Source organism: Pseudalkalibacillus berkeleyi (assembly GCF_021608225.1).
GTDB classification, from domain to species: domain Bacteria; phylum Bacillota; class Bacilli; order Bacillales; family Fictibacillaceae; genus Pseudalkalibacillus; species Pseudalkalibacillus berkeleyi.
On record NZ_JAKIJS010000001.1, the window covers coordinates 1,743,382 to 1,760,279 of the forward strand.

Annotated in this window: 2 protein-coding genes; both read right to left on the reverse strand. The window is 41.5% G+C overall.

The window, feature by feature from the left end:
- Positions 1-83: 83 nt before the first annotated feature.
- Positions 84-8,300 carry a carboxypeptidase regulatory-like domain-containing protein gene (locus L2716_RS09305; protein WP_236333935.1) on the reverse strand — a complete coding sequence of 2,739 codons (8,217 nt, stop codon included), beginning with the start codon at positions 8,298-8,300 and terminating at the stop codon, positions 84-86.
- A 262-nt stretch (positions 8,301-8,562) separates the two neighbouring features.
- The gene (locus L2716_RS09310; RefSeq protein ID WP_236333936.1) at positions 8,563-16,782 is read right to left on the reverse strand and encodes a carboxypeptidase regulatory-like domain-containing protein; all 8,220 of its coding nucleotides are present in this window, start codon (positions 16,780-16,782) and stop codon (positions 8,563-8,565) included.
- Positions 16,783-16,898: the final 116 nt, after the last annotated feature.

Below are 16,898 nucleotides of genomic sequence, written 5' to 3' on the forward strand. Positions count from 1 at the left end.
GTAGCTGTCCAGAAGGTTAGTGACGACCTTTAGACAGCTACTTGTAAAACAATGATACTTGGTTTTGACTGATTTAACATGCATTAACTTACTGGGACTAATTTATAGCATTTCATATCGACTAAAAGTATTTTTGTTTCATTTGATCTATTTTTGTAAGAGAAGGTAGCACAACATGTTTTCTCATCTTCACAAAGTAAAGTGAAGATCGTTGCTTTTGTACCTCCATTGATTGATATTGGTTCACCTGTTTTACAATCGATTAATATATATTGATTTGGTCCCACAGGCGTTGGTCCATTTCCATCTAGAGCATAATCCCTTGTTAATGTTTCACCTTGATTTAAGAAAATCGGATCCACAACCGTTTCATATCCTGTTGCAGAAACGAGAACCGTATACTCACCTTCAGCCAACCCAGTGATGGAGTAACGTCCATCCGGATTAGTTGTACCCTCTGCTACTATCTCATTGTTTCTTCTTAGCGCTATCGTTGCACCACTGATTGCATCACCTGAGTTAGCATCAAATACAGTTCCTTCAAGAGTAGCTGGATCAATGACCCCTAGAACAAAGTTTATTGTTAAGTTGCTGTTTGGTGGTACGTCCACTACTTTTACATCTGGCTTAAACCCTGGTAGTGATGCAATGAAGGTTAGAGTCTCCCCAGGTATAGAACCAATTACATATTCACCCTCTCTACTTGTGACGCCAAGGTTCAAAAGTAATCCGTCTGCATTGTATACCCTCACACTAACGTCATTTAGAGGATTTCCTTTTGTATCGGTTACATTCCCACGGACAGTGGATGGATCACTGGTCAACAAGAAATTAATGGTTGTCGATTCTCCTGCTATAATCCTTAATTCCTTAGCTTCTGAATCACACCCCAAAGCAAGTGCCCGGATTGAATAGGTTCCTGGAGCAAGGCTTGTGATCAAATAATTACCTGTTTCATCAGTAAGCGTATTGGCTGTGATCACACCATTTTCATCCGTAACGATGATCGATACACCAGAGACAAACTTATCTGTTCTTCCGTCTTTCACACGTCCATTTACTGATCCCGTATCTCTAGTTAATGCAAAGTTAACAATTTCAGTTTGAAGAGGTTCCGCTGTAAAGTTTTTCGCATCAGATTGATACGTTTCACTTTTAACCGTAACAGTATACTCACCTGGATCAAATCCTTGGAACATATACTTTCCAGATGTATCTGTTTGTGTTCGTTGAAGAATCGTTCCACTTGATGCAATAAGCCTTACGACCACGTTTCTAATCCCTAACCCAGTTACAGCATCTGTCACTTGACCCTTTACACTAGACGGAAGTGGAAATAGCCCGAGGTTTTGTACTGTAGTTTGGTTAGGGAAAATTTGAATCGATGCTTGATCACTCCCCAAACCACCTCCATAAGCTAAAACCGTATAGATTGCAGGCGTCAATCCTTCGAACAAATATTCACCATTATTGTTCGTTATAGTGGAAGCTAGCAGTTCTCCATCTGGACTTAACCACCTTAACTGAACGATAGCCCCCGAAACAGCTTCCCCTGTCACTTGGTTGGTTACAATACCGCTCAAACTACCTGTGACAGGTGTTAATTCAAAGTTTAAAGTGGTTCTTTCATCACTGGTTACAATTGCCCCAGCAATCTTTGTTCCATAATCAGGATGACTGCTTGCCAGTTCATATACACCAGGACCTAAATCCATTACTAAATAACGACCATCTGCTTGCGAAAGTACAGTTACAAGTGTAGATTCATCTCCTCCAAGTACTTGCACCACGGCATCGGAAATCGGTTCTCCAGTTTCCTGATCCGTAATTACTCCTTCAATACTTCCAGGATTTGGTGTTAACCGAATAACCCGTTCAACAGTTTCATTCGGTTCAACCATGATGGTTACTGACTTTGTTCCGAATCCTTCTCTCGAAACCATTACAGATAAGGTTCCCGTTGGAAGGTTGTCGACATTGAAACGACCATCCTCGTTCGAAATACTCGTGGTTAATAATTTGTTGGCCGCGTCTTTTATATTGATTGAAGCTCCCGCAATTCCTACCAATGTGTCCATATTAATGACCTGACCAATCAAGTTGCCCGATTCTCGGAAAAGGGTAATGTCCAATTCCTCCGTACCTCCACCAACAACAGTAACGGGAACTACTTTTGATTGGAATCCTTCAGCACTTATACTGATGAGATATTGACCAGGACTCAAACTCAAGAAACTGAACTCGCTTTGTGGCGAAGCGATAGTGGATTGTAAGAGCAATCCCTGCTGGTCAAGTAACCTTACGCCAATTACTAAACCTTGAAGTCTGTTACCTTCTTCGTCCCTAAGGATACCGAATACTGAACCAGCAGATCTTGATAAAGTGATATTGACATTGGTCAATTCACCAGTTTTAACAATTCCTCCTGCTGTTTGTTTGGCATATTCATTTTTCGTGACAGATACCGTATAGCTCCCAGCTGCCAATCGGTCGACAAAATAGTTGCCTAACGTATTCGTCGCTGTCGTCGCAATTACCAATCCATTCGTATCTAGGATGTTAACATTAGCACCTACTATTGGATCACCTGTCTCCCGATCGGTTACTTTACCGAAAATTGTTCCAGGGCTTACCCGAAGTACGAAATTTACCACCTTTATTTCATTTGCAACTAAAGTGACCCCTGATGATTGGGATGCAACATCTGGTGCGGCTACACGAATTGAATACGTTCCTGGGCGTAGATTTCCAATCGAATAAAATCCTTCTGCGTTCACTGCACTTGTTCCGATTACTACACCATTACTATCAATGATCTTAATAACCGCATTCTTGAATGGAGTTCCATCAGTTCCCAGGACAGTCCCAGAAACACCTGATGATTCACTTATCAAGGAAAGATTTGTGGTCGTTGTTTGGTTTGCTAATACCGTACTACCAGTAGAATTTTCAGTGTACCCAACTGCGTTCACTACAATCGTATACGTACCAGGTACAAGTCCTGTAATTGTATACTCTCCTAATCCGTCCGTTAACGCCATTGCAATGGGCACAATATCCTGTGCTGAAAATACAAGGACCTCTGCTCCAACGAGTCTTGTTGCCGTTTCGGCGTCCGTTATCGTTCCGGATATTGAACCAGGATTAGGTTCTAAGCCGAAGTTTACAATCGTCGTTTCATCAGAGACAACCAATACACCAACCTCTTGCGTTTGGAATTCAGAATTGCTGGTGACTATTCTGAACTGCAATGGGGCGAGTCCGGTAAATTGATAGAAACCATTTGCATCTGTATTTGTAGAAAACACCAAAATCCCATCTACGTTAAAGATTTCTATTAGTATTCCTGATAATGGTGTGCCTGTATTTGAGTTAGAAATTGTACCTTCAATCGTACCTGGATTTGGTACCAATTTAACATCTACTGTCTCCGTTTGATTCGATTCTACAATGGTTGTCGCCTCTGCAGCTCCAAACCGATCGGCTGAAGCTACAATCGTATACGTACCAGGAGCTAATGTCGCTACGGTGTATTCACCATTTGAGTCTGTTAATGTTGTCGCAACAATCGGACCACTTGGGGACAGCGAACGGACCGCAATTGTGGCTCCTATAATCGGGTCACCCGTATTGAAATTCGTAATTCGACCTTGAACGATTCCAGGCTCAGGAGAGAGTGCAAAACTAAGGGTTGTCGTTTCATTTGGTAAAATCGTAAAGCTCGCCGTCCTAGACGTATAATTATCAGCTGCTACAACCGCTGTGTAATCGCCTGGGCTTAACCCTTGGGTTAGAAACTGTCCAGAACCATCAGAAGTAATCGTTGCAATTTGAGCGCCATTTTTATCAATTAGAATGACCGCCCCAGAAATCGCATTCCCTGTGTCTATATCTGAAATAAAACCTGTGAGGAAACCTAAACTTTCGGTTAATCCAATATTCGCAGTGGTTGTTTCGTTAGGTCCAACAACTGCTGTAACAGCATTTGCTCCAAAATCATCCGCAACGGCACTAATGTTCACTGTTCCAGGAGGTATGTTATTCGCCTCATACTCACCATTTATACCTGAAATTGTTGTTGTAATTGGAATTCCTTCCGCAGTAGTGAATGTAAGAACGGCTCCGTTTATACCATCTGAAGTAGATGTGTTAAAAACTCTACCAGTAATCGTGCCCGGAAGTAACGAGAGTGGGATCGTAACCGTTTCTGTTTCATTCGCGATAACAGTAGCATTTACTGAATTTGCAGCAAAATTGGTAGCCGTAGCATTAATCAAATATTGACCAGGTTGTAGTCCTAGAATTGAGAATGTCCCATCATTACTCGCAACAAGTGTTTGGAGAAGCGCTCCACTTTCATCAAATAATTTAATCCCTATATTATCACCGGTTATCGGATCTCCATTTTCATCAACAACTATTCCGGCAATATCTCCAATCGTACTCGTCAGAGTGATGTTAGCTACAGAACTAAGGTTACTTACTACCATTACACCTACAAAGTTTGTTGAGAAATCTGGAGCTGTAGCGACAACTGTATAAGATGCCGGCGCAATTCCTTCAACAAGGTATTCACCGAATTCATTCGTTGTCGTCGATCTGATCTGGAGGTTATCCGCATTACGTATGATGATGGTAGCACCTGAAATCGGATCCCCGTCTGTATCGATTATAGTCCCCACAATTGCACCAGGATCAGGTAGGAGGACGAAGTTTGCATCCGTAACTGTTTCACCTGGTTCTAGTGTGACACCCCCTGTTGCCGTAGAGAAATCTTGCGCATTAACGACAATGGAAAATGATCCAGGAGGGAGGTTGCTTAATACATATTGACCATTTTGATCCGTTCCACCCGTATTCAAAATCGTACCATTCATATCTATTATTTGGATTGTCGCGTTCGTCACCGGTATGCCTGAAGGATCAGTAACAACACCGCTAACTTCCGCTGGATTAGGTTCCATTTCAAGTGTTACAGATGTTGTTTCATCCGATACAACTGAAGCTCCAACGGTTGAAGTCTGATAATTCGGTGCTGAAGCAGTCAGAATATATTGGCCTGGTTGTAGGTTATTAAATTGGAAATCCCCATTTGTATCTGCAAGCGTTGAAGCAATCGGAATACCGTCAGATGTACTTAAAGTAACTAAAGTATCATTAACGACTGGCGTGATCGATCCTGAGATTGTACCAGGATTGCTTACCAAGCTTTGATCAACGACTGTTGTTTCATTTGATTGAACGATCGCACCTGTAGAACGTGATTGAAACCCTTCAGCGATTGATGTGACCGTATAGTTCCCTGGAGCTAAACCATTGAACTCGTAATTTCCATTCGTATCTGTCAAAACAGTGCCTACTATGAAGCCAGTATCATCGACAATAGTGATGGAAACATTCGGTAGTGCGTTCCCGCTCGTATCGGTAATCGTCCCTATAATTGCCCCAGGTTCTGGAGTCAATGTGACATTGACCTCAGTCACTTCGCCGGGTAATAGCTTTGCAGTTGCTGAGTTCGTTTGAAAATCTGGTGCACTGGCAAGGATTCCATACGTTCCTGGCTCAAGATTGTTCACTTCATACTGACCGTTTAAATCTGTAAATGTCGACGTCACGACATTTCCAAATGAATCAACAATTTTGACCTCAATCATTGTGTCAGTTATTGGTAACCCTGTATCAGCATTAATAATTGTTCCTGTGACACTGGCTGGATTTGCAACTAATGTGAAGTCCGTTATCGTGGTCTGTCCAGATTGGATGATTGCACCTTTTCGTTGACTCTGAAAATCCTCAGCTTGTGCGAGAACTGAATAGTCTCCAGGAGCTAATCCAAGCGCTGTATAATTCCCTTGATTATTCGTCACAACTTGAATGATATTCGCACCTGTCCTTAGGTCCTTAATTGTGATGACCGCACCTTGAATGGGATCGCCTGATGAAGTACTTACTGTACCAGTCAAGATACCTGGGTTAGGGGTTAAAGTGACATTGGCAGTGGTGATTTCATTCGCTAGTACCGATGCGCCAACGGTTTCCGTTCCAAAATTCTCTTTAGAAACACTTACTGTGTAGGCTCCAGGTGTTAGGTTGTTGATCGTATAGCTTCCATTGCCACCTGTTGAGGTTGATGCGATGAGTATATTATTTGAGAAAATTTCTACCAATGCACCAGATATAGGATTTGAACCTGTGTCTGTTACTGTACCGGAAATCGCACCTACAAGTTGATCCAATGCTACATTCAAGGTCGTCGTTTGATTGGGTTCAATTTTTGTGCCAATATTTTTAGATCCATAACCTTCCGCGATGAATGTGACAGTATAAGAACCAGGCGCTAATCTTGTGAACGTGTAGTCCCCACTTGCATCTGTTATCGTCGTACCAACCGTGACTCCATTTCCATTCGTTACTTGTACTGTTGTATTGGGTAGTGGATCACCTGTCTCAGAATCTGTAACTTTACCAGTTAATGTACCAGGATTAGGTTTCAATTCGACATTAAGTGTTTCTGTCTCTCCCGCCGATAAATTAAATCCAAGTACTTCTGTCATGAAGAGTTCTTTACTGACTCTCAGTTTATAATCACCTGGAGCAAGATCATCCACGACATACTCCCCTGAAGCATTTGTTGTCGTTTGGGTGACCACTGAATCTGCAGTATTCAATATTTCTACAAGTGCGCCACTAATGAGCGAACCTTCTGAAGTTACAACACCTTGAACTGTACCCGGATTTGGCTCTAGGACGAAGTTAACCGTTGAGGCATCATTCGCTTCTACTTTTACACCTTTTGTAGCTGATTGAAAGTTTGTAGCCGTTACCGTAATAGAATACTGCCCGGGTCTTACAGATGGAAACGAATATGCTCCAGTAGGATCTGTGGTCGTGTCAGCTACAACATTTCCAGCTGTATCAACTAATCTTACAGTGGCATTATTAATTGCTCCGCCACCAGAGTTCGTAACTGTACCATTGATACTTCCTGGCAACTCTGTCAAAAAGGCATCTTTCCTAGTAATTTCACCTGATAAAATCGTAACAGATTGTATATTTGTAATGTAATCTATCTTGGAATATTCGATCGTATAGGTTCCTGGCGCTATGCCAGTAAGACTGTATTCTCCATTTAAATTGGTTGTTGTCGTCGCTATGGTTGTTGCTCCATCTTTCAACTCAACATTGACATCTGATAGAGGGAATCCAGTTGTATGATCTTTTACAATCCCAACAACTCCACCGTTAGCAACAACATTCACATTAGTTATTACTGTGTCAGGGCGTAATGCTTTCCCAGTTTCACCGTCCGTTCCATTAACAGTGGCAGTTTCTAAAGTTCTTTCACCTGCTGTGTTAAAAAATCCACTCATTTCAAAATCTAAGACAGCAGTTGCACCTGGTGCTAGTTTCCCAATCTCCCAACTTAGCGTTTTCGTTTGTTGGTTGAATGTTGGGTGACCTATTGAGGAACTTATAATTGAAAATGTGTTGAGAATATCGAATGAAATAACATCCTTCAGACTTACAGTCGTTGCTTTGCTTTTCCCCGTATTTTCAACGATCAATCGAGCTGTATATTCTGCTTCCGTACCTGCAGAAACGGATGTAGGGCCGCTTAAGATGATTTTTCTTAAATCGAGTTTCGCTCTAACATCTGTATCATCTGGAGAAATGGGATCTGAAAAAGCATTTGAAAATTGAAATCCTTCACTCGTACGCAAAGAGTCTTTATTGTAATTATTAGAGTTCGTAGAAGTAAATGAAATCAACTGCAAAGGTGTATCTACATTAATACCCAGAAAGTCGAATAGAACACTAGCTGGAATGAAGAAGTCTAAAAACACATTATCATTGTTACCAAATCGTGTATTAGCAGGTATCACTCTAGCAATATCGAAATTAATAATCGGTTTTGAATAATTGGGAGCACCTCTACCATTGGTACCTTCCGCTGGGTCGTTCCATGAGTTAACCTCTTGAATTGTATTTTCTATTAAATTGAGTCGGCCACTATTTCCGTCAACCGATAACATCCATTGGTAGGTGCCAGGTGCCCCGCCTGTATTGAATAGAACCCCCCACGCAAAATTTCGGAAGCCCGTTTTTTGGTTGTTCCTTGGGTCAGCTTGTAATCGTAATCGAAAATAGACATTCGTCCCATCATATGCCATTGAAAAGGATGGATTCGACTGGTTACCTACGAGGTCTACTGATGTAGGCGATTCATCTCCTGTCACATCGAAATAAAATCCCGATCCTAATGGTATCGATGTATATTCATTATCATTTGGAAAAGTCACTTTTCCTCCTCCTTTATATTCACTCCTTATAGTTGTATGTCCTATTAAGTCGAAGGTGTTGGTTGCAAGTCCTAATCATCTATAAAAATCCATATATGACCATAAGCGAACAAGCCCTTTTTGCATTAATAAAGTAGAACGTACAGTAGTCCCGAATCCGTATTTCACTTTGAGAAAGTTAAGTGAGTAGTTAAACAACTTAGTCCATGTATCTGAGGCAAAAAAAAAAAACGAAGGGATCACTCCCATCGTTTTAAAGAAACTAATTTACTGGCACAAGCCTAAAACATTCTATACAGACTAGAAGAATTCTAATTTCACCTCTTCTACTCTTATAGGAGAAGGTGCCACAACCCGTTTTCTCATCTACACAAAGTAATGTGAAAACAGTTGGTTTTGTACTTCCATCTAACATGAGAGGTTTACCGGTCTTACAATCAAACAATAAATATTGATTGGGTCTTACTGGTGTTGGAGGGGCAGTTTCTTCTAATGCGTAATTCTTTGTCAAAGTTTCTCCTTGGTCCAAGAAGATCGGATCAACAGCTGTCTCATAACCTTCCGCGGATACTAAAACTGTATACTCCCCTTCTGCTAATTCATTGATGGAATAACGTCCATTCGTGTCTGTTAAGCCCTCTGCTACTATTACGTTATTTCTTCTAATCGCAATTGTCGCACCACTAATTCCATCACCTGTAGCTGCATCTGTAACAGTCCCTTGTAGTGAACCAGGATCACTGACGCCTAGAACAAAATTAATGATAAGATTACTATTCGGTGGTACGTCCACCACTTTTGTCTCTGGCGCAAACCCTGGTAAAGAAGCAGTAAAGGTCAATGTTTCCCCAGGAAGATAACCAATTACATATTCCCCCTCTCTACTTGTCACTCCCAAGTTCACAAGCAATCCATCAACATTGTATACTCTGATACTGACGTCATTAAGAGGATTTCCTTTTGTATCAGTTACATTCCCTCTGACAGTTGCAGGATCTGGGGTTAATAAGAAGTTAATGATCGTTGTCTCTCCTGCAACGATGGTCATTCGCTTTGCATCTGAATCGCAACCTTCAGCTAGCGCTCTTATAGAATAAGTTCCAGGAGCTAGCCCTTTAATCAAGTAATTTCCATTTTGATCAGTGAGGGTGTTCGCAATGAGAACTTCATTTTCATCTAACACAATGATGGAGACGCCGGAGACAAACGATTGCGTTGTTTCATCTTTCACTTTACCTGTAACAGATCCAAATGCACTTTCCAATTCAAAGTTTAGAATTTGTGTCCCGAGCGGTTCTGCTGTAAAGCTTTTGGCAAAGGATCCGTAATTTTCATTTCTCACAGCCACTGTATAATCCCCTGGGTCAAACCCCTGAATCATATAATTTCCAGAAGAGTCTGTCTCTGTCCGTTGAACAATCGTACCACTTGAAGCGATGAGCCTGACAAACGTATGCTGTATTGGCATACCTGTATCGGCATCAGTTATCCGTCCTTTAACAGTGGAAGGTAGAGGAAAGATGCCAAGATTTTGTACAGTCCTTTGATTTGGACGAACTGTAATAGAAGCAATGTCGCTCCCAAAGCCGCCACCATATGCTACTACCGTATAAATAGCTGGTGTCAAACCCTCAAATAAATACTCGCCTTTTTCATTCGTCAAAGTCGAAGCAAGTTGCTCTCCATCTGGACTTAACCACCTCAATAGAACGTTAACACCTGGTACCCTTTCTCCAGTCACCTGATTCGTTACAACTCCACTTAAACTTCCTGGGTCCAAAGGCAGCCTGAAGTCCAGTGTCGTCTTTTCATCACTTACTACGATTGCTCCAGCAATCTTCGTTCCATAATTCTGACGGCTTACAGCTAATTCATACACACCAGGAGTCAAGTTCGTTAGAAGATACTTACCATCAGGTTGGGTCATGACAGTACTAAACAACGTAACGTCACCATTGAACAGTTGCACATTAGCACTTGAAATCGGCTGACCTGTACCCTCTTCTGTTACCGTACCTTCAATACTCCCTGGGTTCGGAGTCAGTCGAATAGTCGCTGCTACTGTTTCATTCGATTCAACCATAATACTTACAGACTTTGTTCCGAAACCTACCCTTGAGGCTGTTATAAATAAAGAACCTATAGGGAGGTTTTCAGCATTGAAGTTTCCATCCTCATTTGAAGTACTAGTCGTTACAAGATTGTTCGCTGAATCTTTCACAATGATGGTTGCCCCTGCAATTCCAACTTCTGTGGATTCGTTCAATACTCGACCAATAACTTTTCCTGATTCCCTGAATAGGGTGATATCTAGTTCCTCTGTCTCTCCTCCAACTAGAGTCACGGGTACAACTTTGGTTTGGAATCCTTCTGCATTTATACTGATCAGGTATTGGCCGGGACTCAAGTTAAGAAAACTGAAATCACTATTTGGTGAAGCGACTATTGATTGTAAGAGTAGACCCTTGTTGTCAAGTAACCTGATTCCGGTCACTATTGATTCTAGCCTGTTTCCATCCTTATCCCGTAAAATACCGAATATCGATGCCATAGACTTAGATAAAGTTATATTGACATTTGTCAATTCGCCAGTATTAACGATTGCCCCTTTCGTTTGCTTAGCATAAGAGCTTTTTGTTACCGAAACTGTATAACTTCCTGCTGCCAATCGGTCGACAAAATAGTTGCCTAACGTATTCGTCGCTGTCGTCGCAATTACCAATCCATTCGTATCCAGGATATTGACATTTGCTCCCACGATTGGTTCTCCAGTTGTCTGATCGGTAACTTTCCCAAATATCGTCCCAGGACTTACCCGAAGAACAAAATTCACTTCTCTCACTTCATTTGCTACTAAACTGATACCTGAAGATTGAGATGCAATATCTGGTGCAGCGACACGTATCGAGTACGTCCCTGGACTCAACCCACCAATTGAATAAAATCCATTAGCGTTCACTGCACTTGTACCAACAACTACTCCATTACTATCAATGATCTTAATAACCGCATTCTTAAATGGTTTTCCGTCAGTACCAAGGACAGTCCCAGAAACGCCAGCAGACTCACTTATCAAGGATAAATTCGTGGTCGTTGTTTCGTTCGCTAATACCGTACTACCAGTAGAATTTTCAGTATATCCAACTGCATTCACTACAATCGTATACGTACCAGGTACGAGTCCAGTTATTGTGTACTGTCCTAACCCGTCCGTTAGCGCTCTTGCAATGGGTACGATGTCTTGTGCTGAAAATACAAGGACCTCTGCACCAACGAGTCTTGTTGCCGTTTCGGCGTCTGTTATCGTCCCAGATATTGAACCAGGATTAGGTTCTAAACCGAAGTTTACAATCGTCGTTTCATCAGAGACAACCAATACACCTACTTCTTCTGTTTGGAATTCTGGATTACTAGTCACAACTCTAAATTGCAACGGGGGAAGCCCTGTAAATTGATAGAAACCATTTGCATCTGTATTTGTAGAAAACACCAAAATCCCATCTACGTTAAAGATTTCTACTAGTATTCCTGATAATGGTGTGCCTGTATTCGAGTTAGAAATCGTCCCTTCGATTGCTCCTGGGTTAGGCACCAATTTAACATCTACTGTCTCCGTTTGATTCGATTCTACAATGGTTGTCGCCTCTGCAGCTCCGAATCGGTTGGCTGATGCAACAATCGTATACGTACCAGGAGCTAATGTTGCTACGTTGTATTCCCCATTTGCACCCGTTATTGTAGTCGCAACAATTGGACCACTTGGGGACAACGAACGGACCGCAATTGTCGCTCCTATAATTGGATCCCCCGTATTGAAATTCGTAATTCGACCTTGAACGATTCCAGGCTCAGGAGAGAGTGCAAAACTAAGGGTTGTCGTTTTATTTGGTAAAATCGTAAAGCTCGCCGTCCGAGACGTATAATTATCAGCAGCTACAACCGCTGTGTAATCGCCTGGACTCAACCCTTGGGTTAAAAACTGTCCTGATCCATTAGACGTAATCGTTGCAATTTGAGCGCCATTTTTATCAATCAGAAGTACCGCCCCAGAAATCGCATTCCCTGTATTAATATCTGTAATATAACCTGTGAGAAAACCTAGACTTTCAGTCAATCCAATATTCGCAGTGGTCGTTTCGTTAGGTCCCACAACCGCCGTGACAGCGTTAGCTCCGAAATCTTCTGCAACTGCGCTGATGTTGACAGTACCTGGTGGAATGTTATTAGCTGTATAATCACCGTTCATACCGGTAATGGTGGTCGCGATTGGAATTCCTTCCGTGGTCGTGAGCGTAAGAACAGCTCCGCTTATACCATTTAATGTTGAGGTATTGAATACTCTTCCAGTTATCGTTCCTGGTAATAAGGATAGCGGTATCGTAATCGTTTCTGTTTCATTCGCAATAACAGTGACATACACAGAATTAGCAGCATAGTTCGTAGCTCTAGCATTGATCAAATATTGACCAGGTTGTAGACCTAAAACTGAGAAGGTACCATCTACATTCGCAACAAGTGTTTGCAGAAGTGCACCACTATTATCAAAGATCTTAATGCCTGTATTGTCACCTGTAATCGGGTCACCATTTTCATCTACAACTGTACCCACAATATCTCCTATCGTACTCGTCAATATAATGTTAGCTATAGAACTAAGGTTACTACTTACCATTACACCGACAAAATTTGTAGAGAAATCTGGTGCAGTAGCCACTACTGTATATGACGCTGGTGCAATTCCCTCAACAAGATATTCACCGAATTCATTCGTTGTCGTCGATCTAATTTGAAGGTTATCGGCAGTACGTATGATAATCGTTGCGCCTGAAATAGGGTCGCCGTCTGTATCGATAATGGTACCAACAATTGACCCAGGATCTGGTAGGAGGACGAAGTTTGCATCCGTAACTGTTTCACCTGGTTCTAATGTGACTCCTCCAGTTGCAGAAGAAAAGTCTTGTGCATTCACGACAATTGTAAATGAACCTGGAGGGAGATTACTTATCACATATTGCCCACTTTGGTCCGATCCACCTGTCTGCAATACTGTTCCATTTTCATCTAAAACTTGAATTGTCGCATTCGTTATTGGTGAACCCGAATTATCAGTTATAAATCCGCTTACTTCTGCTGGATTTGGAATCATCGTAAGTGTAGCTGATGTTGTTTGATCAGATACAACAGTAGTTCCAACGGTAGAGGTTTGATAGTTTGGTGCTGAAGCAGTCAATATGAATTGTCCTGGTTGGAGGTTATTAAATTGGAAGTTCCCATTTGTATTTGTCAATGTAGAAGCAATTGGGATGCCATCAGAAGTACTTAATGTAATTAAAGTATCCTCAACAACCGGACTGACCGTTCCTGAGATGGAGCCCGGATTACTAACCAAGCTTTGATCAACGACTGTGGTTTCATTGGATTGGACAATTGCTCCTGTTGATAATGATTGAAAGCCTGCAGCAATGGATGTGATGGTATAGTTCCCTGGAGCCAGTCCGTTGAATACGTAGTTTCCATTCGTATCTGTCAAAACAGTGCCTACTATGAAGCCTGTATCATCGACAATGGTGATGGATACATTTGATAGCGGGTTCCCACCTGTGTCAGTAATCGTGCCGATTATGGTACCTGGTTCCGGCGTTAAAGTCACATTTACATTTGTTAATTGGCCAGGTAGAAGTTTTACTGATGCGGAGTTCGTTTGGAAATTCGGCGCACTGGCAAGAATTCCATATATTCCTGGCATGAGGTTATTGACCTCATATTGTCCATTTAAATCTGTAAATGTAGATGTCACAACATTCCCGAATGTATCAACAATTTTCACTTCGATCATGAGGTCTGTGATTGGTAATCCTGTAGTTGCGTTTATGATTGTACCTGTGACACTTGCAGGATTTGCAACTAATGTGAAGTCCGTTATCGTCGTTTGACCGGATTGGATGATTGCTCCTTTTCGTTGACTCTGGAAATCCTCAGCTTGCGCGAAGACAGAATAGTCTCCAGGAGCCAAACCAAGTGCTGTGTAATCCCCTTGATTATTCGTCACGACTTGAGTGATATTCGCACCTGTCCTTAGATCTTTAATTGTGATGACCGCACCTTGAATGGGATCGCCTGATGAAGTACTTACTGTACCAGTCAAGATACCTGGATTAGGGGTTAAAGTGACATTTGCAGTGGTGATTTCGTTCGCTAATACCGATGCGCCAACGGTTTCCGTTCCAAAATTCTCTTTAGAAACACTTACTGTATAGGCTCCAGGTGTGAGGTTATTGATAATATAGCTTCCATTGCCATCTGTTGAGGTTGATGCGATGAGTATATGATTTGAGAAAATCTCTACCAAGGCACCAGATATAGGATTGGTACCTGTGTCGGTAACTGTACCAGAAACCGCTCCAACGAGTTGCTTCATTTCAACATTCAATGTAGTTGTTTGATTGGATTGTATTTTAGCACCTATAGATTGTGAACCATAACCTATCGCAATAAATGTAACAGTATAGGAACCAGGCGCTAATCTTGTGAGTGTATAGTCTCCGTTTATGTCTGTCATTGTTGTACCAACTGTGACTCCAGTTCCATTCGTTACTTGTACTGTTGTATTGGATAGTGGATCACCTGTCTCAGAATCTGTAACTTTACCAGTCAGTGTTCCAGGATTAGGTTTCAATTCTACATTAAGTGTTTCTGTCTCTCCAGCTGATAAATTAAATCCAAGTACTTCTGTCATGAAGAGTTCTTTACTGACTCTCAGTTTATAATCACCTGGAGCTAGATCATCCACGACATATTCTCCTGAAGCATTTGTTGTCGTTTGGGTGACCACTGAATCTGCAGTATTCAATATTTCTACAAGAGCGCCACTAATGAGCGAACCTTCTGAAGTAACTACACCTTGCACTGTACCGGGATTTGGTTCTAATACGAAATTAACAATAGATGTATTATTCGCGGTAACTTTAACGCCTTTAGTTGCAGATTGGAAGTTAGTTGCAGTCACTTGGATTGAATACTGTCCTGCACTTATAGAAGGAAAAGAGTATGAACCCGCAATGTTGGTAGTTGTATCATCAACAATATTTCCAGAGGTGTCTACTAACAGGACAGTTGCATTATTAATTGCTCCGCCACCAGAGTTCGTAACGGTACCATTTATACTTCCTGTTAGTTCAGTTAGGAAAACATCTTTTCGCGTGATGACCCCAGAGGTGATTGAAACACTCTGAATGTTGGTAAGATAATTCACTTTTGAATATTCAATCGTATAGGACCCAGGTGGTATACCTGTAAGGGTGTATTTACCATTTGTATTTGTAGTAGTTGTCGCAATCGTCGTTGCACCATCTTTCAATTCAACAACGACTCCTGAAAGCGGGAACCCAGTCGATTGATCGTTCACGATCCCTACGACTCCACCATTTGCAACAACATTAATCTTGGTAGTTATAGAATCTGGACGTAAAGCTTTCCCAGTTTCACCGTCCGTTCCATTAACAGTGGCAGTTTCTAAAGTTCTTTCACCTGCTGTGTTAAAAAAACCACTCATTTCAAAATCTAAGACAGCGGTTGCACCTGGTGCTAGTTTCCCAATCTCCCAACTAAGCGTTTTCGTTTGATGATTGAAAGTTGGATGTCCCGTTGAAGTATTTGTGATAGAAAAAGTATTGAGTATATCAAACTGTATAACATCCTTTAAACTTACAGTCGTTGCATTGCTTCTTCCCTTATTTTCAACGATTAATCGTGCTGTATATTCTGCTTCAGTACCAGCCGATACAGATGTAGGTCCACTTAATAAGACTTTTCTTAAATCCAATTTCGCCCTTACATCAGTATCTTCAATGGAAATCGGATCAGAAAACGCATCCTCGAACTGAAAGCCTTCACTTACACGCAAGGAGTCTCTATTATATCTGTTAGAGTTCGTAGCCGTAAACGACACTAATTGCAATGGTGTTTCTTCTGTAATGTTCAAGAAGTCGAATAAAATTTTGGCGGGAATGAAGAAGTCTAGAAATACATTATCATCGTTCCCAAATCTTGTATTTGTGGGAGTCACTCTCGCAACATCGAAATTGATGATTGGTGTTGAGTAATTCGGTGCCCCTCTTCCGTTCGTTCCTTCAGCTCGGTCATTCCATGAGTTCACCTTTTCAATCGTGTTTTGAATAAGGTTCACCTGTTCTTTTCTTCCATCCACATTAAGCATCCATTGGTAAGTACCTGCTTGACCGCCTGTATTAAAAAGAACTCCCCATGCATTATTCCTGAAACCTGTTTTTTGTCTATTTCTAGGATCTTCTCGCAATCGTAATCGGAAATATACATTCGTTCCATCATAGGCCATTAAAAACGACGGATTCGACTGATCTCCAACTAAGTCCACCCTTTTGGGGGATATATCACCTGTAACATCAAAATAGAACCCCGCACCTAATGGTATCGAGGTATATTGAACATCATTTGGAAAAGTCAAACTTTCCTCCTCCTTTATAGTCACTACTTATAGTTGTATGTCCTACAGTAATAGAGGTGTTAGTTGCATGTCCTAACTATTCAATAAATTCCATATATGACTATAAAGGTACAAGC